Source organism: Syntrophotaleaceae bacterium (assembly GCA_041390365.1).
Taxonomy (GTDB): domain Bacteria; phylum Desulfobacterota; class Desulfuromonadia; order Desulfuromonadales; family Syntrophotaleaceae; genus JAWKQB01.
In genome coordinates this window covers 553,491-573,842 of the sequence record JAWKQB010000003.1, presented here as the reverse complement: position 1 = coordinate 573,842, position 20,352 = coordinate 553,491, and the positions used below count along the sequence as shown (strand labels likewise).

Below are 20,352 nucleotides of genomic sequence, written 5' to 3'. Positions count from 1 at the left end.
CTCCGTCCCTGCATCCCCGCTCCGCTTCTTCTGAAAAAAGACTTCTGCATAGATCCATCCGAATTTGATCCAGATCATGTGTTGACAAGGACTTTCGGCCTATAGTCGAACCATCCAACGACGAGGAGCGAAATCATGAAACTTCCAGCGGGAATCGGAGATCAGCCAATCAAAAAAATGATTGAAAAACATCCTTTCATCGGCGAGGTGCTGCAAAAGTACGACATCGGATGCATCACTTGTGGTGTGGGCATCTGCCTTGTCAAGGATGTGGTCAGTATTCACGCCTTTGGAGAGGAAACCGAAGCGAAAATCGAGCGGGAAATTATGGACTACTTGCAAAACCGAGAAGTTGTTGCCGGGGCAGGGAGGAAAGGATGAAGCTTGACATTACCCAGGTACTGGCAGACGAACATCAGTTGATTCTGCGCATGATCGCCCTGATTGAAAAGAACGTGGCATTGATGGAGCAGGGCAGGTTCCGCAACTGGCAGTTTTTTATCGACGCGGTCGATTTTATCCGCAACTATGCGGATCGTTTCCACCACGCCAAGGAAGAGGATGTGCTGTTCATCGCACTGGTCAGAAACGGCATGCCCGAAAAGCAGTCGCCGATCGAGGCGATGCTCCTGGAGCATGACCAGGGGCGGGAATTTGTCCGCGCTCTGGAAGAGGCAGCCGAGAAGGCCCTGTCCGGAGAGACCGGACAGTTACCGATAATCGCCGAAAACGCGAGAGGATATGCAGCGCTGCTGCGCAACCACATCGGCAAGGAAGACTCGATCCTCTACCCGCTCGCCGAACGGGTGCTGCCCGAAGAGGTGCGTTCCGGCGTGCTGCAAAATTACCAAAAGGCCGAGGCCAGAACTCCCGGTTTGGAGGAAAAATATCGCAGGTTGGTGGAAAAGTATGAAGATAAGGATGTGATCTGATGCAACCAGCTTTTGCAGGGGGGAAGGAAAGTTCAGTACAACCGGCCAAACGCCGAGGCCTTGATGGCGGCGAAAATCTCCCTGCCCGGCTCCAGTCCGAGTTCCTCAACCGCTTCATCCACGACCTGTGCCACAAGATGCCGGCCGTTGCAGTCGAGTTCGACCCCGATCCGATGACCGGCATCGAACAACCTTTCGACCCTGCAGCGCAGAAGATTGCGGGCGCTGGTCGCTTCCGGATGGCGCTTGAACAGGGTGATGTCCTTGGAGGAAAGCTCGAACATCGCCACCTTTTCCACTTTGTCCGCAGCCACGACCAGTTCCTCGGTACCCCATCGATAGACAAAAAGCCCCCCTCTGGGTTGGGGGTCGCGCAATTCCAGAAGGTTGATGTACCCTGCGCGACTGTTCCCCATCCTTCGGACCGCCAGTTCGTGGGCGGTCGTCTGATTGCAGAGTCTGCCACCGGACAGTTCCAGCACCTGATCGGTCATCAGCCGCATTTCATTCAGAGAGTGGCTGATGAAGAATAGCGGAATTTCGAACTCGGTGAAAACCTTCTTCAGATAGGGAATGATCTGGTATTTAAGCCCCTCGTCGAGGCCGTTGAGGGGTTCGTCCATGAGCAGCAGCCGGGGGCAGGACAGAACCGCCCGACCCAGGGCCACCCGCTGACGCTCGCCGCCGGAGAGGGTGCCGACCCCCCGATCGAGCAGAGGACCGAGGTTGAGCACCTCGACCAGGGAGTCGAAATCGATCCGCCGCTCCTCTTTGGGGATGCGTTTGTAGCCGTAGAGAAGGTTGCGCCGGACACCCATGTGTGGGAAGAGATGGGCATGCTGGAAGACCACTCCGAGCCGGCGCCGATCGGAGGACTTGTTGACTTTAGCGCTGCAGTCGAAGAGGGGTTCGCCCTCCAGGCGGATGTAGCCCCGGTCGGGTTTGAGCAGGCCCGCGAGCATATTCAGCAGCGTCGACTTGCCGCTGCCGGAAGGCCCGAACAGGCCGATGCGCCGGCAACAGGAGACGAATTCGGCGGTAAAGGAGAAATCCCCCAGTCTCTTTTCCAGACAAACTTCGAGGTTCATCGCCGTGCCTCCCGCCTGAAGCGCTTGATCAGGCCTTCGCTGAAAAGCAGTACCCCCAGGGCCAGAAGTATGGAAATTAGACAAAGCCCCAAGGCCATGTGGTCTCCGCCGGGTGTGCTGGTGTAGTCGTAGATGGCCAGGGGAATGGTCTGGGTCACTCCCGGGATATTTCCGGCCAGGATGATCGTGGCGCCGAACTCGCCGAGGCTGCGGGCGAAGAGCAGAGTGGAGCCTGCGAGGATGGCCCGGACGGAAAGCGGGAGGATGACGGTAAAAAGGGTGTCGTACCAGCGGGCACCAAGGGTGCGGGAGGCCTGAATCAGTTTTTCGTCGATATCCTCCATGCCGATGCGGATCGAATGCACCAGCAGGGGGAAACCGACGACGATCGAAGCGATGACCGCCGCCTTCCAGGTGAAGATGATCGGAAAGCCCAACCGGACAAGCTTTTCACCGAGCCAGCTTCGGTTGCCAAGGGACAACAACAGCAGGTAGCCGACCACTACCGGCGGCAGGACGAGGGGCAGGCTGATGATGCCGTTGATCAGGGATTTGCCCGGAACCCGGCCGAAGGCCAAAAGATAGGCGACGGCAAAGCCCAGCGGCAAAGCGGCGAGAGTGGCCGTGATGGCCACCCTCGCGCTAAGCATGATAGCCTGCCAGTCGGTTGGGGAGAATTCGATCATGGTCTTGAAAAATTCAACAATCTATATTTTACAGGGATATATAGGATAGACAGGATTAAAATCAAAGTCTTTGTGCCTTTATCCTGAACATCCTGCCCATCCCTGATAATTCAAGGTTTCGTTTTCTGTCCGGAATTTTCACAGCGAACCACAAACCCGTACTTCCTCAGCATTTCTGCGGCCTCGGCGGTTTTGAGATAATCGGCGAAGGCGACCGCCTCAGGCTTTTTCAGGCCCGCAACGGTGAGGGCGATCGGATAGTTGACCTCGCTGTACAGCTCCTGAGGAATCTCCAGCAGAATCTTGGCCTTCTCCGCCAGCAGTGCGTCGGTCCTGTAAACAAAAGCTCCGTCCACCTCCCCCCGATCGGCGTAGATCAGCGCCTGCCTCACGTCCTTGGCCATGACCAGTTTCGGCTGCACCTTTTCAAAAAGACCCGCAGCCTTGAGAGCCTGTTCAGCGTATTGTCCCGCAGGCACGCTTTTCGGACTGCCGATCGCTATGCGCCCAAGCTTGGCGACATCGTCCAGGGATGTTACCGAAAGGCCGGGGTCTCCGGCCAGAACCAGCGAATTGAAGGCGAGGATCCGAACCTGATCGGCGGGAATCATTTTTTCTTCCACCAGGTAGTTCATCCACTTGGGATTGGCCGAAATGAACAGATCCGCCGGAGCTCCCTGGACAATCTGCTTGGCAAGGGCTCCGGAAGAGGCGAAATTGGGCAGAATCTCGACATCCTCGACCTTTTTCTCGTAGCTGGCAATGATCTCCTTGACCGCATCGGTCAGGCTGGCCGCAACCGAAATGCGAACTTCGGCGGCAAAGGCGGTGGAAACGAGGAGCAGGGACAGCAGCAGGGAAATCAGCAGCGAACGCATAAAATGGGTTTCCTTTCCTTACAAATAAGGTTATTTTTTCCGGAAGCTGCACTTATAACAGGAAGGGGCGAGGTGCAGGACCTCTTGATTTCGCCATGATGATGTCATAGAGTTATTACCATGTCAAAAGATAATTTCATCCTGCAGAATACTGTTCGCAAAACTCGGGAAGAGCATGGATGGTCGCAACAGGATCTGGCCGAACGATCCGGCCTGTCCAGAACCGGCATCAGCGCTATCGAGGCCGGTCGCCTGATCCCTTCCACCGCCGCGGCTCTGGCTCTGGCGGCGGTTTTCGGGTGCAGAGTGGAAGATCTTTTCATGCTGGGTGGAAAGGAATCGGCCGAATGGGCCTGGCCTCCGCCCAAGCAGCCCTGCCGCTACTGGCGGGCGCTGGTCGGTTCCCGCCAATTGATCTACCCTGTTGAATCGAATCCACTGGGAACGATCCCTCACGACGGCGTCTGGCGCGACGGCCAGTTTCACGACCATCCGTTTGCGGAACCGGTACGCACCCTGGTGGTAGCCTGCTGTGATCCGGCGGTCGGCCTGCTTGCGAACGAATACGCTCGCCAGAGCCCTTTCCGGATGCTGGTCCTGCAGCGGGGCAGCCGCGCTGCCCTTGAACTGCTGGCGGCCGGCCTGGTCCATATTGCCGGGTTGCATCTGGGTGGAACCGAGCACGCCGAGGGCAATAAGCGGGCAGCCCTTGAGATCTATGGCAGAAATTTCCAGCTGCTGCGAATTACCGACTGGGAGGAAGGGCTGGCGCTTGCTCCGGGATTGGCAAATGCAGGGGTCAGCTCCATCATCAAATCCAACCTGAAATGGATTGGCCGGGAACCGGGCTCCGGTGCTCGAAAGGTACTTGACAATTTATCCGAGGGCCGGATCGTTCCCGAACATCTGGCCCGTGACCATCGCGGAGTCGTCCAGACCATCCGCAGCGGCTTCGCCCAGGCTGGTGTCTCCGTCCGCCTGGTCTGCGAGGAGGAAGGTCTCGACTTTCTCACCGTCAGCCAGGAGGCCTACGAGCTCTGCATTCCGGAATCCTCACTGGAGGACCCCCGTGTGCAGGCCCTGGTCGAGGTCGTGCGGTCTTCCACCTACCGGCGGATGCTGGCGGAGCTGCCGGGGTACGACTGCCACAAGACAGGGGACACGGAGACGGTCAAAAAGTAACTCCGATTCCCCCAGTCCATATACAGACATTCCCCCCGTTTTTACCGTCTGCCTCACTGTCGCGAACAATTCCGCCTCATACCATCCAAGTATTGCCGAACCGCGACGATCAACCGTTCTGATTCCCTATCCGATACGTGCGCAACTTTGTTTTTCTCCAGCAGTTGATAGAATAAAAGAAGAGTCGTTTTTCATGAACCGTGATGAGGTCGAGCCGGGAGATTATGAATCCTTCAGCGACAAAATCCGGTTCCGTGGTTTCCGTGCGCGGAAGCGTCATCGACGCCGAGTTTTCGGGGGTTCTGCCCCGGATCAACGACCTTCTGCTGGCGGGGGAAGCAGAGACTATCCCTGTCGAGGTCGTTCTCCATCTTGACCGGAGCCATGTGCGGGGGGTCGCCCTAACACCGACCCAGGGCCTGGCGCGGGGCGCGCCGATCCGCGATACGGGCCGGCCCCTCGAGGCGCCGGTGGGCCGGCAGATCCTTGGCCGGGTCTTCAACGTGTTTGGGGATACCATTGACCGCGGGGAGCCCCCTGCAGGATGCGAATTGCGCCCGGTGCATCACAAGCCGGCGGCGCTTGCAGAGCGTTCGACCCGCACGGAAATCTTCGAGACCGGGATCAAGGTCATCGATCTGCTCGCCCCCCTGGAGCGGGGCGGCAAGGCCGGGCTTTTCGGAGGAGCCGGGGTCGGCAAAACGGTCCTGATCACCGAGCTGATCCACAACATGGTGGGCCGCCATCAGGGTGTGTCGATATTTGCAGGCATCGGCGAGCGCTGTCGTGAAGGGGAGGAACTCTACCGCGCGATGCGTGATGCCGGGGTGATGGACAGCACCGTGATGGTTTTCGGCCAGATGAACGAGCCGCCGGGAGCCCGCTTTCGAGCGCCCCTCATCGCCTTGACCATCGCCGAGTATTTTCGGGATGATCTCGGGCAGGACGTGCTGCTGCTCATCGACAACATCTTCCGCTTTATCCAGGCGGGCATGGAGATCAGCGGCATGCTCGGCCTGCTCCCCTCGCGCCTCGGATATCAGCCGACTTTGGCCTCGGAACTGGCCGAACTGGAAGAGCGGATCATCAATACCCGGCGCGGGGCCATCACTTCCATCCAGGCCGTCTACGTTCCGGCCGACGACTTCACCGATCCGGCAGCGGTTCACACCTTCGCTCACCTGTCGGCCTCCGTCGTTCTCTCCCGGAAGCGGGCGGGCGAGGGCCTTTATCCGGCCATGGACCCGCTGGAGTCCGGCTCGCGGATGCTCAATCCCGCAATTGCCGGCGAGCGCCACTACCGGATAGCCCAGGAGGTGCGCCGCACCATGGCCACCTATGAGGAATTGAAAGACATCATCGCCATGCTGGGGTTGGAAGAGCTGTCCCGCGAGGATCGAAAAACCGTTTTTAGGGCCCGGCGTCTGGAGCGCTTCCTGACCCAGCCGTTCTATACCACCGAACAGTTTACGGGCCTGCCGGGAAAAACCGTGCCCCTCGCCGAAACGCTGACGGGTTGCGAACGGATTCTGAACGACGAGTTCGAGCAGTCGCCCGAGAAGGCGCTCTACATGATCGGTTCTGTCGAGGAGGCGGGCCAGGAAAGGAACCGCAAATCGGGATCGGCGGCATGAGGCTGAAAGTTTTTACCCCCACCGGGGTCGTATTCGATCGGGAGGTTGCCGGGATCGTTGCCGAGGGGAGCAACGGCCACTTCGGGCTCAGGCCCCGACACATCGACTTCGTCTCGGATCTTGTGCCCGGTTTGCTGCGCCTGCAGATGGAGTTGCCAAACGGGGATGAGGAGTATATTGCAGTGGACCGAGGCCTCCTGATCAAACAGGGGGATGATGTTTTGGTTTCCGTCCACGATGCCGTCGGCGAGGCGCCGCTGGAGGAGTTGATGGAGATCGTGAACTCCCGCTTTGCCACCCTGAATGACAAGGAAAGGGCCGTACACTCGGCTCTGGCCCGGTTGGAGGCAGACTTTCTCAGGAGGTTCATGGACCTTTGATGACGGCAGAAAACCGACCACCACAGGAGGATCATCCGTCCCGGGAAGAATTCAAGCGGCAGGTCGAGGCCAAGCGGCAGCGCAGACTCAGGTCCATGCGGCACCCGGAGCAAAAGGTCTGGTTCGGTCTGGGCATGTTCGGCCTGGTCGGTTGGTCCGTGGCTTTGCCCACCGTTGCCTTTATCGCCCTCGGGGTCTGGCTCGACAATCGGCTCCGCGGAGATGCCTCCTGGACCCTGATGCTGCTGGTGGTCGGCATCGGCCTGGGATGTCTGAACGCCTGGTTCTGGGTCAGCAGGGAACGCCGGGAGATTGAAAGGGAAAGACGGAACGCAGGGATGAGGCCGGGCGAAGGGGAAAAGGACGATGAAACTTGATCCGTTAATGGTAACCGCGGGCTTCGCAGCCGGCATCGGACTGGGTCTGGCGTATTTCGGCGCCTTGTGGCTGACGGTGGTGCGGATCGGCCGGGTGCGCCGGCCCTGGCAGGTCTGGATGATCAGTCTCGCCCTGCGTCTCGCCCTGGTACTGGCGGCCTTCTACGCCCTGCTGAACCAGGGCTGGACGGTCCTGGCTGCCGCAATGGCCGGATTTTTGGCCGGCCGCCAGATATGGATTGCAGTCAAGGGGAGCCCCTCCCCTCCCTCACCCTAACCCTCTCTCCCCCAAGGGAGAGGACATAACTTCAACTTCGGTCAACATGGAAATCAGTCCGGACTTCATCATCTTCTGGCAGCATGGAGCGCTCAAGCTCAACGCCACCATTCTCGTCACCTGGCTGAACCTGGTGCTTCTCACCGGCGGAGCGGCTCTGATTACCGCCCGGCTTTCGAGGGGTGAACGAATGTCTCGCTGGCAGAATCTGCTGGAGGCCCTGGTCGACGGCATGGCCCGGGAAATCGAGGATATCGGCCTGCGCCCGGCCAGGGATTTTCTGCCTTTTCTCGGCACCCTGTTTCTTTTCATCCTCTTTTCCAACCTGCTGGCGGCGGTTCCCGGATACCGGGCGCCGACCGGATCCCTGTCCACCACAACGGCTCTGGCGCTCAGCGTGTTCGTAGCCGTCCCCTGGTGGGGCATAAAACGGAGGGGCCTGCGGGGATATCTTCAGCTCTACATCCAGCCTTCGCCCTTCATGCTCCCCTTCAACATTCTCGGCGAACTGTCCCGGACCCTGGCTCTGGCCGTCCGTCTGTTCGGAAACATCATGAGCGGGGCCATGATTATCGGCATTCTGCTCAGCGTGGCGCCCCTGTTCTTTCCGGTGATCATGAACCTGCTGGGATTGCTGATCGGAGTGATCCAGGCCTATATTTTCGTTGTTCTGGCTGCTGTCTACATCGCCGCCGCAGCCCGTGTCCAAAAAGAAATGGAAGAGAAAGGAGTCACACATGGATAGTCTCGGATGGGTTGCCGTCGCCTCGATCATATCGGCCGGGCTTTGTATCGGGATCGGAGCCATCGGCCCTGCCTTGGGGGAGGGCCGCGCCCTGGCCCAGGCCCTCAGCGCCCTGGCCCAGCAGCCTGACGAGGCCAATACCATCACCCGTACCCTCTTCGTCGGCATGGCCATGGTGGAATCGACGGCCATCTACTGCTTCGTGGTCACCATGATCCTGATTTTCGCCAACCCCTTCTGGAATTTCTTTCTCGCCCAGGCCGGCGGAGGATAATCGTGCTCATCGACTGGTTCACGGTCATTGCCCAGATCATCAACTTCCTGATTCTGGTCTATCTCCTCAAGCGCTTTCTCTACGGCCCGATCCTGAGGGTCATGGACCGCCGCGAGCAGAAGATCGGCGACCGGTTCCGGGAGGCGGAGAAAATGCGGACTGCGGCGGAAGAGGAGGCGGAACACTTTCGCCGCAAGTCCCGGGAACTGGAGGACGAGAGATCGCACCGGCTGGCCGCTCTGGGCGAGGAAATAGATGAGCGCCGCCGGAAAATGGTCGACGCAGCCAGGGACGAGATCGAGGGCTTGCGAAAGGCCTGGCAGTCCTCTTTGCATCGGGAGCAGCAGAATTTTCTCGGGGAGTTGAAGCGGCGAACCGCTATGGAGGTGGTGAGGATCGCCGGCAGGGCCCTGGCAGCGCTAACGGGTGAGGACTTGGGGGACAGGCTGTTGGAAAGATTCCGCAAGCGCCTTGGCGACCTGTCCGCCGAGGAAAAGGAAAAGTTGGCCGCGGCGGCGTCAGAGGAGGTGACCTGCCGCACCTCCTTTGAGCTCGCCCCGCCCCTGCAAAGCGAAATCGAAGCCGCTCTCCAAAAGGCCTGTGGCGGCGAGCCCAGGGTGCTCTACCGGACGGACCCCGAAATGCTTCTCGGTGTGGAGCTGATCGGCAAGGGAATCAAATTGTCCTGGGGCCTGGAGAGCTATTTTGAGGCCATGGAGAAGGAAGTGACCGGGTTGCTGAAGGAACAGGCAGCCCCGATCGAACACACCCAGGGAAGGTGAAGGGATGAAGCCGTCGACCGCGCCTCTATCCTCTGTGCTGGAAGAGACTTTCGCAGCCATCGACAAGGTTGGCTCGGAGTATGAGCCGGGTCTTTACCTTCAGGAAGTGGGCCATGTGATTTACGTGGGAAAGGGGGTAGCGAGGGTCGCCGGTCTGTCCGGTGCCCGCAGCGAGGAGCTGTTGACCTTTCCCGGCGGACTTCTTGGACTGGTTTTCAACGTCGATCCCGGTGAGGCCGGCGTACTGCTGCTGGGCGATTACGGCCATCTTCGCAGCGGCAACGAGGCGCGCCGCACCGGCCAGGTGTTCGAGGTGCCGGTGGGCGAAGGTTTCGTGGGCCGGGTGGTGGATCCCGCCGGCCGGCAGCGGGATGAGCTGGGCCCGATCCGGTCTCAGGCCCGGTTGCCAGCCGAAAGACCGGCTCCGGCCATTATGGACCGTCTTCCCGTTTCCGTTCCCCTGATGTCCGGGCTCAAGGTCGTCGATGCGCTGATTCCCGTCGGCCGCGGACAGCGGGAGCTGATTCTGGGAGACCGGCAGACCGGCAAGACGGCCCTGGCCGTCGATACGATCCTCAACCAGAAGGACAAGGACGTCCTCTGCGTCTACTGCGCCATCGGACAGCGCTCCTCCAGCATTGCCCAGGTCGTGGATCATTTGCGGGAACACGGGGCCATGGCCTACACCACGGTGGTCGTGGCCGAGGGGGACGATCCTCCGGGATTGCAGTTTGTCGCCCCTTATGCGGCAACCACCATGGCCGAATTCTTCATGGAACAGGGCCGGGACGTTCTGGTGGTCTATGACGATCTCACCCGCCACGCCCGGGCTTACCGGGAGTTGTCGCTGCTGCTGCGCCGGCCGCCGGGGAGGGAGGCCTTTCCCGGGGACATCTTTTACATCCATTCCCGACTGCTGGAGCGTTCGACTCGTCTGCGGGCGGACAAGGGCGGCGGCTCGCTGACGGCCCTGCCGATCATCGAAACCGAAGCTCAAAACCTCTCGGCCTACATCCCCACCAATCTCATCTCCATCACCGACGGCCAGATCTACCTGTCCCCGGAGCTTTTCAGAAAAGGGCTTCTCCCACCGGTCGATGTGGGCAGGTCCGTGTCCCGGGTGGGCGGCAAAACTCAGCTGCCGGCCTATCGTGCGGTCGCCGGCGACCTGAAGCTGAGTTACGCCCAGTTCGAGGAGCTGGAGGTTTTCGCCCGCTTCGGCACCCGCCTTGACGAGGAGACCCAAAAGGTGCTTCGCCGCGGCAGGAGGGTGCGCGCTCTGCTCAAGCAGCCGCAGTTCTCCCCGTTGACGGCAGCCGAGCAGGTCATGGTCCTCCACGCCCTCAACCAGGGGCTCTTCGATCCCTTGGAGGACGAAGAACTGGATAGAGCAGAGTCGGCCGTGCGCGGGGCGATGGCCCGGGTGCCGGACGTGGCGCGGAAGATCGAGCGGGGCGAGGAGCTGGACCGGGAGGACCTCGAGAGCCTGCTGCAGGCCGCCAAAGAGGCCATCAGCGGACTGCCGGGGAGGTCCTGATGGCGACCCTGCAAGAACTGCAGCGCAAGATCAAAAGCGCCGAGGACCTGCATGGCGTTGTGCGGACCATGAAGACCCTCGCCGCGGTCAACATCCGGCAGTACGAGCGGGCGGTCGCCTCGCTGGACGAATACTACCGGACCGTGGAACTGGGACTGCGGGCGGTGCTGCTCACCCAACCCACCTTGAGGCGGCAGGAGGCTCCGGCGGAAACGTTGGCGATGATCTTTGGGTCGGACCAGGGTATGGCAGGGCGGTTCAGCGAAACCATTGTCGATTTTGCCGACTGCAGTCTGGAGACAAAAGAGTTCTCCCCGGGACGAGTCTCCTTCTGGGTGGCCGGCTCACGAACGGAAGCGGCGGCGGAAGCCTCCTTCGGCCCCATCGAACGACTCTGTCCCCTGCCATCCTCCGCCAACCTGATCACCACCTCGGTCCAGGAGATCGTTCTCCAGTTGGAGGAACGGCGTCGCGAACGGGGGGATGTCCGGTTTGTCCTCTTCTACAACACCCCGACCAGCGGCCTGGCCTATGATCAGCGCAGCATGCCGCTGCTCCCGCCTGACCGGACGTGGCTGGAGGAGATCGGGACCCGGCGATGGCCCGGAAGGAGCCTGCCTCTCTACACCCTTCCCCGGGAACAGCTGTTCGCGGCGCTCATCCGTGAGTACCTGTTCGTCTCCCTGTTCCGGGCTTTTGCAGCCTCCCTGGCCGCCGAAAATGCGGCCCGTCTTGCCGCCATGCAGCGGGCCGAGAAAAACATCAGCGAAAGGAAAGAGGAGTTGCATGCCCGCTATCACTCCGTGCGGCAAAGCTTCATCACGGAGGAACTGCTCGACGTCATTTCCGGGTTCGAGGCACTGAGGAAGGAGTGAGAGGTTTTGAACGGAACCGAACGAGACCGTGCGAACATATGGATTCTCTAGGTTTTTACCCGTGGCAGCAGCAACGACAACCCGCCGGCGATAAGGACAAATCCAGCCGAAACCCACAGGCAGCCGGTCAGCCCGGCAAGCTGGAACACAACCCCTGACAGCAGGGTGCCCACCAGGCGCCCCATGGCGTTGGCCATATAGTAGAATCCGACGTTGAGGGCGATCTGGTCGCTCTCGGTATAGGCCAGGATCAGGTAGGAGTGAACCGCCGAGTTGACGGCGAAGACGATGCCGAACAGGGCCAGTCCTGCCACCACCGTCAGCCAAGGGGATAACCCGGACTGCACCCCCAGGGCGATAAGCACCGTGATGGCTGCCAGAGCAAAGGCTCCTGCGCTGGCTGTGCCTCCCTGTGGCGTGCCTCCGGCCAGCCCCCGCTTCAGCAGGTTGGGTGCCATGGCCTGCACACCGCCGTAGCCGATCACCCACAGGGCGAGAAACCCGCCAACCTGCGGATGGCTCCAGCCCAGGCTGGTCGAAAGGAAGACCGGCAGGCCGACCACGAACCAGATATCCCGGGAACCGAACAGAAACAGCCGCGCCGCCGAAAGCAGATTGATCTCGTGGCTCTTGGAGAAAATCCGCGAAAACTTGACCTTGGTCTTCGCCTTGCCCATCTCTTTCGGCAGGGACATGACCGACGCCAGCAGCACCAGGGCCAGTCCCCCCGCCATGGCCAGCAGCGCCGGACGGAAACCTAGCCAGGCCAGCAGCAGCCCGCCGAGGAAAAACCCCACCCCCTTCAGAGCGTTCTTGGAACCGGTGAGGATCGCCACCCACTTGAACAATGCCCCCTGGGCATCCTCGGGAATCAGCACCTTGATGGCGCTCTTCGAACTCATCTTGGTCAGATCCTTGGCGATGCCCGACAGGGCCTGAGCGCCCATCACGTAGGCCACCGACAGGGCGACGGACCAGGACGGATCGAGCAGCGCCAGTGCGGACAGGGCCGCCACCTGCAGGGCCAGCCCGGCGAACAGGGTGATCTTCAGCCCCATGTGAGAGCCGATCCAGCCGCCGACGAGATTGGTAACCACGCCGAAGAATTCGTAGAAGAGGAACAGGAAGGCGATCTGGACCGGGGTGTAGCCCAGCTGGTGAAAGTGGAGCAGTACCAGCATGCGCAGGGCCCCGTCGGTGAGGGTAAAACCCCAGTAGGCCCCGGTGACGAGGGTGTAGTTGCGAAGGTCGGTCATGGTAAATTTGCAGCCACCTTCCGGCAGAGCTCCATCATCCGATGGGCATAGCCCATCTCGTTGTCATACCAGACATAGAGTTTGAGCTGGGTGCCATCGACCACCATGGTGCTGGGGGCATCGACGATGGCCGAACGGGTGTCGCCTTTGAAATCGATGGAGACCAGGGGGCGGTGCTCGATGCCGAGAATCCCCTTCAGACAGGTTTCCGCCGCCTCCTGGAACAGGCCGTTGACCTCTTCGGCGGTGACCGGCCGCTTCATCTCGAACACGCAATCCGTGATCGACCCGGTCAACAGCGGTACGCGCACCGCATGGCCGTTGAGCTTCCCCTTCAGTTCCGGATAGATCAGGGTGATGGCCGTCGCCGAACCGGTGGTGGTCGGGATCAGGGACAGGCCCGATGCCCGCGCCCGCCGCAGGTCCTTATGCGGCAGGTCGACGATGACCTGGGTGTTCGTCATGTCGTGAATGGTCGTGATCACCCCGTGCTCGATGCCAATCCTCTCGTGCAGCACCTTGACCACCGGCGCCAGGCAGTTGGTGGTGCAGGATGCCGCGGTGAGCAGATGGTGTTCCCGCGGGTCGTACAGGTGATCGTTGACCCCCATGACGATGTTCAGGGCGCCCTGCTTGACCGGAGCGGCGACAATGACCTTCTTCACCCCCCGCTCGTAATAGGGTGCCAGCAGCTCCGGAGTGCGGAATTTGCCCGAGGATTCGATGACGATGTCGACGCCGAACTTTTCCCAAGGGACTTCCCCCGGGGTCTTGAATTCGCTGAAACCGACACGTTTGCCGTCAATGATCACGGCGTCCGCCTCGGCGCGAATCTCGCGCTGCCAGCGACCATGAACCGAATCGAATTCCAGCAGATGGGCGGCGCACTCTGCGCCCCCCTTGATCTCGTTGATGTGAACGATCTCCACTTCCGGCCAGTCCCAGGCCGCCCGCAATGCCAGCCGTCCCATGCGCCCGAAGCCGTTGATGCCGATGCGAATGCTCATGTCAAACTCTCCTTTTATATGTTTCGTCAATTCATGAATACACCATATCCGAAAAACCGGATATAAACAACCCGTACCCTAAAAAAACTACTTGCTATATCCGAAAAAACGGATTAGGTTTTTACTTATGAAAACGACAACAGCCTTGTTCAAAGCTCTGGCCCACCAGACCCGGCTGAACATTCTCAGCCTGCTGCTCGACGGCGAAATCTGCGTCTGCCAGATCATGGCCATCCTGCAATTGCCCCAGTCCACGGCCTCGCGCCATCTGGCCATCCTGAAAAATGCCGGTCTGGTCAAGGACCGTCCCGACGGCACCTGGGTTCACTATTCTTTGGCCAATGGGCACAGTGCCCTGTCCGATCAGTTGCTGGCGGCCCTGAAAGAACATCTGCCCAAAACCCGAGAAGGTGCCAAAAATCGCCAGAAATTGTCCGAGGCCCTGCAAAAAACCATCTGCGCTTGATTTTTTTTCACCCCAATATCCGAATTTGCGGATATATCAACTCCCGGAAAGTTGATTGATGAATACCCGAAATGATCAAAGCGATCTGACGCCACAACAAATCATCCGAGAAGTAGTCCGGCTGTGTGCCGACTGCGATACCTGCCGCACCATGATGGAGCAGGACTGCGCGTTTTTTGTCGAGCTCTATCGCCTCCAGGACCAGGAGCAGGAAGAGGGGAAACCGATCACCGAAGAGCAATTGCGTTACCTGACCGAGCTCTGTACCCTCTGCGGCCTGTGTCCCTGCCCCAAGGTGCCCATGGACGTGATGGAAGCCAAGACCCGGTATATCGAGAAAGAGGGCATGCCGCTGGCGACGCGCCTGCTCAATGACGTGCCGCGCTTGGCCAGATTGTGCGGCACCTTTCCGGCGCTGACCAATGCAGTGCAGTCGAACCCCGTCCTGGGCCCCCTTCTGAAGAAGGCGACTCGCATCCATCCCGACCGGCAGTTCCCCGTTTTCCCAAAAAAGGGCTTTTTCCGTTGGGCGAAAAACCGGGGCCTGATGGAGCGCCGGGAGGGCCCTCGTCCCATCTCCTATTTCGTCGGCTGCACCGCCGGATACCTGTTTCCTCAGATCGGACGCAGCGTCGTCGAAATCCTCGAGCACAACGGCGCGACGGTTTACATTCCGCCACAGCAATGCTGCGGCATGCCGTTCCTGGTGGAGGGGGATCGGGCCAGGACACTGTCACTGTCCAAGGCCAACATGGAGCAACTTCTGAAAGCGGCCCGGGCCGGTGACGACCTTGTCTATTCCTGCCCCACCTGCGGGTTTTTCCTGAAAAAACTCCTCAAGGAAAGAGCTTACTATTCCGATATTTTCCAGGAGTCGGTCGGTGCCCGGGAGGGGGAATTGAAGGTCCCCGCCCCGGAGAAGGGCAAGAACGAATTCTGGACGCTGAAAAAGTCCATGTACCGTCAGATCCTGAAGGATGACGGTTATTTTTCCGCCATCGACCCTCTGGAACGGGTCGCCCTTTCCGATCATCTGTCCGATTTCGGCGGCTACCTGACCAGGCTCCACGGCGAAGGACGGCTCGCCACCGACTTCGCGCCTCTGCCCGAGCGGATGGTCTATTTCGCGCCCTGCCATCTGCGCGAAAAAAAGATGGGCCGCCCCTACCTGGATCTTATGAACCTGATCCCCGAACTGGATATCGAACCGGTGGGCAGCGATTACGACTGCTGCGGCATGGGCGGGGTGTTTGGCTTCAAGGAGCATTTCCACCAGAAATCCCTCGACCTGGGCGCGTCGGTGATGGACAAGATCCGCGAGCGCAACCCGCAGGCCATCGTCACTGACTGCATGAGCTGCAAGCTCCAATTCAGTCACTGCCTGCCGTACCCGGTGTTTCATCCCGTGGAAGTACTGGCCCGGGCCTACCGGCAAGGAGGAAAGCAATGAAGGGGCTGCGTAAGAAATTTTACCAAAAGCATTCAAAAAACCGGATATAAACACAAGACATGAAATTTTTAACCACGAACAAAAGGAGAATTTCAATGGACAAAAAAACCCTGGATGCCCTTGCCCGCAGGGCCGGTTGTTTTCCAACGACCGATGAAAAAGACGACCAGGTGAAAACCTGCCGGACAGAGAGCGATGTTAAGGTTCTGGATGCAAAAACCATCGAATTGATCGCAGTGGGTGCTTCGGTAGCCGCATGCTGCACCCCCTGTCTGGAATATCATGTCAAGGCGGCCCTTGAAGCCGGGGCCAGCCTCGCCGAACTGGCGACAGCCGTAAAGATGGGTCGAAAAGTCCGCCAGGCCCCAATGGACAAGGTCGACCAGAAGGCAGCGGAACTCGGAATATGAAATGGAATGGCAGAGCCGACAAGCGCCTAGAGGTTCTACCAAGGAAGGGGTGTTGTTGACATGAACTGGAAAAAGGAATGGAAGCCCCTGGCTCTCATCATAGGCGGCTTTATTCTCTGCTACTACCTGCCGGTGGATTGGCTCAAAGGGCTGGAGCGGCTGCAAAATGCCCTGTGGGAATCCCTTTACCTGGTCAAGTGGTACGCCCGCGAGCATGTGCTGCTCTGCCTTGTGCCAGCCTTTTTCATCGCCGGGGCCGTGGGCGTATTCGTCAGCCAGGCCGCGGTCATGAAATATCTGGGCGCAAGGGCCAACAAGGTGCTGGCCTACGGCGTTGCCGCAGTGTCCGGATCGGTGCTGGCTGTCTGCTCCTGCACTATCCTGCCCCTGTTCGCCGGTATTTATCGCATGGGAGCCGGATTGGGACCCGCCTGCGCCTTCCTCTATTCGGGGCCGGCCATCAACATCCTGGCCATCGTCCTGACCGCCCGGGTGCTCGGCCCTGAGCTCGGCATCGCTCGCGCCATCGGCGCTATTTTGTTCAGCATCGTCATCGGTCTCTGCATGCATTTCTTCTTCCGTAAGGAGGAACAGGAAAAGATCACCGCCCAGGCCATGCACCCGGAACCGGAAGTGGCCCGTCCTCTGTGGCAAAACGCTCTTTATTTCGCCTCCATGGTCGGCATCCTGGTCTTTGCCAACTGGGGTCGACCGGACAGCGAAATCGGCCTGTGGCATGCCATCTTCTCGGCCAAATGGCCGCTGACCGGTGCTTTCGCCCTGGCTTTGGCTCTGATCCTGGTCCGCTGGTTCCAGGTCAGATTCTGGAAAATCGCCTTGGCCGGACTGCCGGTGGTGCTGCTGGCCCTTCTGCTGCCCCAGTTTCCGCAAGTGGCCTTCGTGGTCGGCGTGATCGGTTTGACCCTTATCCTCAATACCGAGCAGGATGAGATGCAGGAATGGTTTGCCTCTTCCTGGGGCTTTGCAAAGCAGATTCTGCCGCTGCTGCTGATCGGCGTGGTCATTGCCGGCCTGCTGCTCGGCCAACCGGGGGCCGAAGGCCTGATCCCTTCCGAATGGGTGGCCAATTCGGTGGGCGGCAATTCCTTGGGAGCCAACCTGTTCGCCTCGGTAGCCGGCGCCTTCATGTATTTTGCAACCCTGACCGAAGTCCCGATTCTCGAGGGTCTGATCGGTGCCGGCATGGGCAAGGGTCCAGCCCTGGCCCTGCTCCTGGCCGGTCCTGCCCTCAGTCTGCCGAACATGCTGGTCATCCGCAGCGTCATGGGCACCAAGAAAACGGTGGTCTTTGTCCTGCTTGTGATGGTGATGGCAACGGTGAGCGGTCTGATTTTCGGAATGTTCTGGGGATAAACACCATCTTTTAAAAGAAAGGAATTCTTTATGAAGAAAATTCAGATTTTGGGCACAGGCTGCCCCAAATGCCGTAAACTGGCTGAAACCGCTCGTCAGGCGGCGGACGAAATGGGTATCGCCTATGAGCTGGTCAAGGTTGAGGATATCCGTGACATCGCCTCTTTCGGGGTCATGATCACCCCGGCCCTTGCCATTGACGGGGATGTAAAACTGGTCGGCAAGGTTCCCAGTGTCGACGAACTGAAAAAAATCCTAGCCTGAAATAACAGAGAAAAGTGAAGATTATGATAAGGGCAGCAGAATAATGCTGCCTTTATAGTTTTATCCGGGTTCCCCAAAACGCTCCTACCTCATCCTTTTATTGCCAATCGCTGGACAATCTTCTAAGATTTTGGTGCTGCACAATTTGAATGTTTCCGAAAGTGACTCCCGGAAAGGTTTCGGGAGCTTTTGCCCGATGGGCGCCGGATGCGGCTTAAACATCAATACTAGGAGGAAACAGCCATGCGGATGCTTGCGGAATTTTTCCCTGAGTTCACCCAACTGCTCGACCAGATGGACGAACTCTACCAGCAGAAAAGGACCATCGACGAAAAGACCTACCAGTTCATCTGCTTTGCGGTATCTATCAAGGCCCGCTCCAAGCCCTGCGTTTTGAAACATTTCAAGGGGGCGCTGGAAGCCGGCGCAACGGTCAAGGAGCTCTCCTATATCTTCGCCCTGGTCATGCGCGAGGCCGCCGGCGCCGACGACTGCTGGACTCACGATGTGCTCGGCGACTGGAAGGAGATCGTGGCCGGGAATGTTGACTGCGGCTGCCCGACCTGATCCTTTTGCAGGGCCGAGGTCGTTTATCGGCCCTGCTTCCTTCGGTTTGCCGTGCGCACGCGGTACAGGCGCTCCGTAAACCCGCCTTCGCTCTCAAAATCGAGGGCAAGCCGCTCGACCTGACGGTCGAGCAAATAGCAGGCCAGGTTAAGGAGAGAGAGTACGCCGTTGGCCGCCAGGCAGGCGGAGGTCAAGGACGAACACGGACGGTCACCGACCGGCACGGACCCGGACGCGGGTCCAGGTTTGTCTTTGTCAGTCCGTGCCGGTCCTTGCTCCGCTTCCGCTCTCCCCTGACCCAAGCCGCAAACGCCTCGACCGTTTGCGGCTTCTGCTGCTTGAAGCGCGTCAAGGCGGGGTGGTTCGGCTCCAAAGTCGCCAAACCCCGCTGCCGCAGAAAATCCTCAAAGTCGAGTCTCAGTTCCTCCAGACTGGCGCGCGCCACCTGGGTGAGTTTGAGCTCGGTCTTCTTCGAGGTCGCCGAAGCCTGCGAGCCCTCGGCGATATTTTAGACTCCCGACCGCGCCGCCTGGACCATCTGATCCTTCGACCGGCTGAAGCGATCGATATATTTATCGCAAAACCGCACCGTCACGTCATAGACCAACTGCGCCACCTGAAAGCTCTTCAACTTACGATAGCCGCCGTGCTTGGGGATCAGATCGGACACGATGCCACCCCTTTCGCGGGTCCCGAAAACCTCTTTGCCAAAAATTTATCTTGCAACCAGAGATGCCTGCTTTTATTTATTATCTATTGCAAATGAAGATAATACATTTCAGAAAAGGGATCGGCAATGGAAAACCTCTATGCGAAAATGGCTGAACTCATCGAAAAAAATGAGAGTTTTGCGGTAGCGACGATTTTCGACAAGACGGGATCGGCGCCGCGCACCGAAGGGGCCAAGATGGTCGTCCGGGCCGACGGCACCATCTTCGGCACCATCGGCGGTGGGCGGCTTGAGGCCGGCACCATCGAACTTGCGAAAAGTGTGATTGCCGAAGAAAAATCCGTGATCAAGAAGTTCGATCTGACCGGCGCGGACGCAGCCTGCTCCGATATGATCTGCGGGGGTGCGGGCGAGATCCTGGTCGATTTCATCGATGCCGGAGACCAGGATAATCTGCTGATCTGCCGCGAAGCCGCCGGGATTGTGGACCGTTCCGACAAGGGTTGGCTGGTGACGGTATTGGGGAAAGAATCCGAAACGTCCGGCATCCCGAGGCGGCAATGCCTGGTCAAAGCCGACCGAACGCTAGTCGGCCAAATCGACTGCAGCCCCTATCTGTTGGAAAAGCTGGTCACCGGTCCGGCCAAAATCACCCTCCATTCCGAGGCCTTTGACGAGCGGCGCTTCCTGGTGGAACCACTGCGGCAGGGAGGGACGGTTTTTATCTTCGGCGCCGGGCACGTCTCCCAGAAAATAGCGCCCCTCAGCGCAAGCGTCGGCTTCAGGACCCTGGTGCTGGACGACCGATCGGACTTCGCCAACCGGGACCGGTTCCCGTCCCCCATTCAGGTCAGGGTGATCGAGGATTTCCGAAAATTGCCCGATCTAGGCATCGACGGGGACAGCTATCTGGTCATCGTGACCCGGGGGCATCTGTTCGACAAGGATGTACTGGAACAGGTGCTGCGCAGCGGCGCGGCCTATATCGGCATGATCGGCAGCCGCAGCAAGCGGGACCTGGTTTATGAGGAAATCATCAGCCACGGCTTCAGCCGGGAGGAACTGGCCAGGGTGCATTCGCCCATCGGCACCAATATCGGCGCGGAAACCCCGGAAGAGCTTGGAGTCAGCATTGTCGGCGAACTGATCCAGGTGCGGGCGGCCCGAAATGCCGGAAAAACCGAAAAACCCCGGGAGGCCTCCGGCTGCCGGATTCAAACCCTCTAAACGGAAAGAAGGGT

25 protein-coding genes are annotated in these 20,352 nt (G+C 59.5%); 19 read left to right on the top strand and 6 right to left on the bottom strand.

Annotated features, from left to right (window positions below):
• Positions 1–135: 135 nt before the first annotated feature.
• The gene (locus R2940_14965; GenBank protein MEZ4601088.1) at positions 136–381 is read left to right on the top strand and encodes a hypothetical protein; all 246 of its coding nucleotides are present in this window, start codon (positions 136–138) and stop codon (positions 379–381) included.
• The gene (locus tag R2940_14960; GenBank protein MEZ4601087.1) at positions 378–932 is read left to right on the top strand and encodes a hemerythrin domain-containing protein; all 555 of its coding nucleotides are present in this window, start codon (positions 378–380) and stop codon (positions 930–932) included. Before R2940_14965 ends, R2940_14960 begins: the two co-directional genes overlap by 4 nt.
• Positions 933–964: 32 nt before the next feature.
• On the opposite strand, the gene modC is transcribed toward R2940_14960, so the two are convergent.
• The 3 genes from modC to modA all read right to left on the bottom strand — a co-directional run bounded on the left by modC (position 965) and on the right by modA (position 3,584).
• Positions 965–2,020, bottom strand: a complete 1,056-nt coding sequence (gene modC, locus R2940_14955) for a molybdenum ABC transporter ATP-binding protein (protein MEZ4601086.1) — start codon at positions 2,018–2,020, stop codon at positions 965–967.
• The gene (gene modB, locus R2940_14950) at positions 2,017–2,706 is read right to left on the bottom strand and encodes a molybdate ABC transporter permease subunit (GenBank protein MEZ4601085.1); all 690 of its coding nucleotides are present in this window, start codon (positions 2,704–2,706) and stop codon (positions 2,017–2,019) included. Before modB ends, modC begins: the two co-directional genes overlap by 4 nt.
• 110 nt (positions 2,707–2,816) lie before the next feature.
• Positions 2,817–3,584 (bottom strand): molybdate ABC transporter substrate-binding protein, encoded by a 768-nt coding sequence (gene modA / locus R2940_14945; protein ID MEZ4601084.1) that lies wholly within the window; start codon positions 3,582–3,584, stop codon positions 2,817–2,819.
• Positions 3,585–3,704: 120 nt separating this feature from the next.
• Here modA and R2940_14940 point away from each other — a divergent pair, with 120 nt between their 5' ends.
• The 10 genes from R2940_14940 (at position 3,705) to R2940_14895 (ending at position 11,647) form a co-directional block, all read left to right on the top strand.
• Positions 3,705–4,766 (top strand): substrate-binding domain-containing protein, encoded by a 1,062-nt coding sequence (locus R2940_14940; GenBank protein MEZ4601083.1) that lies wholly within the window; start codon positions 3,705–3,707, stop codon positions 4,764–4,766.
• Between the two features lie 224 nt (positions 4,767–4,990).
• Positions 4,991–6,400, top strand: a complete 1,410-nt coding sequence (gene atpD / locus R2940_14935; GenBank protein MEZ4601082.1) for a F0F1 ATP synthase subunit beta — start codon at positions 4,991–4,993, stop codon at positions 6,398–6,400.
• Entirely contained in the window at positions 6,397–6,780 is a 384-nt protein-coding gene (locus R2940_14930; GenBank protein ID MEZ4601081.1) for a F0F1 ATP synthase subunit epsilon, read from the top strand. Before atpD ends, R2940_14930 begins: the two co-directional genes overlap by 4 nt.
• Positions 6,780–7,157: an AtpZ/AtpI family protein gene (locus R2940_14925; protein MEZ4601080.1), complete on the top strand. Its 378-nt coding sequence runs from the start codon at positions 6,780–6,782 to the stop codon at positions 7,155–7,157. The genes R2940_14930 and R2940_14925 overlap by 1 nt, the downstream gene beginning before the upstream one ends.
• Complete coding sequence (locus tag R2940_14920) at positions 7,147–7,434, top strand: ATP synthase subunit I (protein ID MEZ4601079.1); 288 nt, start codon at positions 7,147–7,149, stop codon at positions 7,432–7,434. The genes R2940_14925 and R2940_14920 overlap by 11 nt, the downstream gene beginning before the upstream one ends.
• 46 nt (positions 7,435–7,480) lie before the next feature.
• On the top strand, positions 7,481–8,179 hold the full coding sequence (locus R2940_14915) for a F0F1 ATP synthase subunit A (protein ID MEZ4601078.1): 699 nt from the start codon (positions 7,481–7,483) through the stop codon (positions 8,177–8,179).
• Positions 8,172–8,453: a F0F1 ATP synthase subunit C gene (locus R2940_14910; GenBank protein ID MEZ4601077.1), complete on the top strand. Its 282-nt coding sequence runs from the start codon at positions 8,172–8,174 to the stop codon at positions 8,451–8,453. The genes R2940_14915 and R2940_14910 overlap by 8 nt, the downstream gene beginning before the upstream one ends.
• 2 nt (positions 8,454–8,455) lie before the next feature.
• A complete protein-coding gene (locus tag R2940_14905; protein MEZ4601076.1) occupies positions 8,456–9,235 on the top strand; it encodes a hypothetical protein in 780 nt (259 codons plus the stop codon).
• Between the two features lie 4 nt (positions 9,236–9,239).
• The gene (locus R2940_14900) at positions 9,240–10,772 is read left to right on the top strand and encodes an alternate F1F0 ATPase, F1 subunit alpha (protein MEZ4601075.1); all 1,533 of its coding nucleotides are present in this window, start codon (positions 9,240–9,242) and stop codon (positions 10,770–10,772) included.
• Positions 10,772–11,647, top strand: a complete 876-nt coding sequence (locus R2940_14895) for a F0F1 ATP synthase subunit gamma (protein ID MEZ4601074.1) — start codon at positions 10,772–10,774, stop codon at positions 11,645–11,647. The genes R2940_14900 and R2940_14895 overlap by 1 nt, the downstream gene beginning before the upstream one ends.
• A 47-nt stretch (positions 11,648–11,694) precedes the next feature.
• Here R2940_14895 and arsJ read toward each other — a convergent pair whose 3' ends face one another.
• Together arsJ and R2940_14885 are read right to left on the bottom strand one after the other, a co-directional pair.
• Positions 11,695–12,903, bottom strand: coding sequence for an organoarsenical effux MFS transporter ArsJ (gene arsJ, locus R2940_14890; protein MEZ4601073.1), 1,209 nt, complete (start codon positions 12,901–12,903; stop codon positions 11,695–11,697).
• Positions 12,900–13,910 carry an ArsJ-associated glyceraldehyde-3-phosphate dehydrogenase gene (locus tag R2940_14885; GenBank protein MEZ4601072.1) on the bottom strand — a complete coding sequence of 337 codons (1,011 nt, stop codon included), beginning with the start codon at positions 13,908–13,910 and terminating at the stop codon, positions 12,900–12,902. The genes arsJ and R2940_14885 overlap by 4 nt, the downstream gene beginning before the upstream one ends.
• Positions 13,911–14,037: 127 nt before the next feature.
• Here R2940_14885 and R2940_14880 point away from each other — a divergent pair, with 127 nt between their 5' ends.
• The 6 genes from R2940_14880 (at position 14,038) to R2940_14855 (ending at position 18,441) form a co-directional block, all read left to right on the top strand.
• Complete coding sequence (locus tag R2940_14880; protein MEZ4601071.1) at positions 14,038–14,376, top strand: metalloregulator ArsR/SmtB family transcription factor; 339 nt, start codon at positions 14,038–14,040, stop codon at positions 14,374–14,376.
• 58 nt (positions 14,377–14,434) lie between these two features.
• Positions 14,435–15,826 carry a heterodisulfide reductase-related iron-sulfur binding cluster gene (locus R2940_14875; protein ID MEZ4601070.1) on the top strand — a complete coding sequence of 464 codons (1,392 nt, stop codon included), beginning with the start codon at positions 14,435–14,437 and terminating at the stop codon, positions 15,824–15,826.
• A gap of 95 nt (positions 15,827–15,921) precedes the next feature.
• Positions 15,922–16,236, top strand: a complete 315-nt coding sequence (locus R2940_14870) for a carboxymuconolactone decarboxylase family protein (GenBank protein ID MEZ4601069.1) — start codon at positions 15,922–15,924, stop codon at positions 16,234–16,236.
• A gap of 60 nt (positions 16,237–16,296) precedes the next feature.
• The gene (locus tag R2940_14865) at positions 16,297–17,610 is read left to right on the top strand and encodes a permease (GenBank protein ID MEZ4601068.1); all 1,314 of its coding nucleotides are present in this window, start codon (positions 16,297–16,299) and stop codon (positions 17,608–17,610) included.
• A 30-nt stretch (positions 17,611–17,640) separates the two neighbouring features.
• Entirely contained in the window at positions 17,641–17,874 is a 234-nt protein-coding gene (locus tag R2940_14860; protein MEZ4601067.1) for a thioredoxin family protein, read from the top strand.
• 243 nt (positions 17,875–18,117) lie between these two features.
• Positions 18,118–18,441: a carboxymuconolactone decarboxylase family protein gene (locus R2940_14855; protein MEZ4601066.1), complete on the top strand. Its 324-nt coding sequence runs from the start codon at positions 18,118–18,120 to the stop codon at positions 18,439–18,441.
• Between the two features lie 508 nt (positions 18,442–18,949).
• Here R2940_14855 and R2940_14850 read toward each other — a convergent pair.
• Positions 18,950–19,111 carry a hypothetical protein gene (locus R2940_14850; GenBank protein ID MEZ4601065.1) on the bottom strand — a complete coding sequence of 54 codons (162 nt, stop codon included), beginning with the start codon at positions 19,109–19,111 and terminating at the stop codon, positions 18,950–18,952.
• Between the two features lie 126 nt (positions 19,112–19,237).
• On the opposite strand from R2940_14850, the gene R2940_14845 reads away from it, so the two are divergent.
• Positions 19,238–20,338: an XdhC family protein gene (locus R2940_14845; GenBank protein ID MEZ4601064.1), complete on the top strand. Its 1,101-nt coding sequence runs from the start codon at positions 19,238–19,240 to the stop codon at positions 20,336–20,338.
• Positions 20,339–20,352: the final 14 nt, after the last annotated feature.

Bases quoted from the DNA above. Each gene is read 5' to 3' on its own strand.
- R2940_14965 (MEZ4601088.1), top strand. From the start codon at position 136: ATGAAACTTCCAGCGGGAATCGGAGATCAGCCAATCAAAAAAATGATT.
- R2940_14960 (MEZ4601087.1), top strand. From the start codon at position 378: ATGAAGCTTGACATTACCCAGGTACTGGCAGACGAACATCAGTTGATT.
- modC (MEZ4601086.1), bottom strand. From the start codon at position 2,020: ATGAACCTCGAAGTTTGTCTGGAAAAGAGACTGGGGGATTTCTCCTTT.
- modB (MEZ4601085.1), bottom strand. From the start codon at position 2,706: ATGATCGAATTCTCCCCAACCGACTGGCAGGCTATCATGCTTAGCGCG.
- modA (MEZ4601084.1), bottom strand. From the start codon at position 3,584: ATGCGTTCGCTGCTGATTTCCCTGCTGCTGTCCCTGCTCCTCGTTTCC.
- R2940_14940 (MEZ4601083.1), top strand. From the start codon at position 3,705: ATGTCAAAAGATAATTTCATCCTGCAGAATACTGTTCGCAAAACTCGG.
- atpD (MEZ4601082.1), top strand. From the start codon at position 4,991: ATGAATCCTTCAGCGACAAAATCCGGTTCCGTGGTTTCCGTGCGCGGA.
- R2940_14930 (MEZ4601081.1), top strand. From the start codon at position 6,397: ATGAGGCTGAAAGTTTTTACCCCCACCGGGGTCGTATTCGATCGGGAG.
- R2940_14925 (MEZ4601080.1), top strand. From the start codon at position 6,780: ATGACGGCAGAAAACCGACCACCACAGGAGGATCATCCGTCCCGGGAA.
- R2940_14920 (MEZ4601079.1), top strand. From the start codon at position 7,147: ATGAAACTTGATCCGTTAATGGTAACCGCGGGCTTCGCAGCCGGCATC.
- R2940_14915 (MEZ4601078.1), top strand. From the start codon at position 7,481: ATGGAAATCAGTCCGGACTTCATCATCTTCTGGCAGCATGGAGCGCTC.
- R2940_14910 (MEZ4601077.1), top strand. From the start codon at position 8,172: ATGGATAGTCTCGGATGGGTTGCCGTCGCCTCGATCATATCGGCCGGG.
- R2940_14900 (MEZ4601075.1), top strand. From the start codon at position 9,240: ATGAAGCCGTCGACCGCGCCTCTATCCTCTGTGCTGGAAGAGACTTTC.
- R2940_14895 (MEZ4601074.1), top strand. From the start codon at position 10,772: ATGGCGACCCTGCAAGAACTGCAGCGCAAGATCAAAAGCGCCGAGGAC.
- arsJ (MEZ4601073.1), bottom strand. From the start codon at position 12,903: ATGACCGACCTTCGCAACTACACCCTCGTCACCGGGGCCTACTGGGGT.
- R2940_14885 (MEZ4601072.1), bottom strand. From the start codon at position 13,910: ATGAGCATTCGCATCGGCATCAACGGCTTCGGGCGCATGGGACGGCTG.
- R2940_14880 (MEZ4601071.1), top strand. From the start codon at position 14,038: ATGAAAACGACAACAGCCTTGTTCAAAGCTCTGGCCCACCAGACCCGG.
- R2940_14875 (MEZ4601070.1), top strand. From the start codon at position 14,435: ATGAATACCCGAAATGATCAAAGCGATCTGACGCCACAACAAATCATC.
- R2940_14870 (MEZ4601069.1), top strand. From the start codon at position 15,922: ATGGACAAAAAAACCCTGGATGCCCTTGCCCGCAGGGCCGGTTGTTTT.
- R2940_14865 (MEZ4601068.1), top strand. From the start codon at position 16,297: ATGAACTGGAAAAAGGAATGGAAGCCCCTGGCTCTCATCATAGGCGGC.
- R2940_14860 (MEZ4601067.1), top strand. From the start codon at position 17,641: ATGAAGAAAATTCAGATTTTGGGCACAGGCTGCCCCAAATGCCGTAAA.
- R2940_14855 (MEZ4601066.1), top strand. From the start codon at position 18,118: ATGCGGATGCTTGCGGAATTTTTCCCTGAGTTCACCCAACTGCTCGAC.
- R2940_14845 (MEZ4601064.1), top strand. From the start codon at position 19,238: ATGGAAAACCTCTATGCGAAAATGGCTGAACTCATCGAAAAAAATGAG.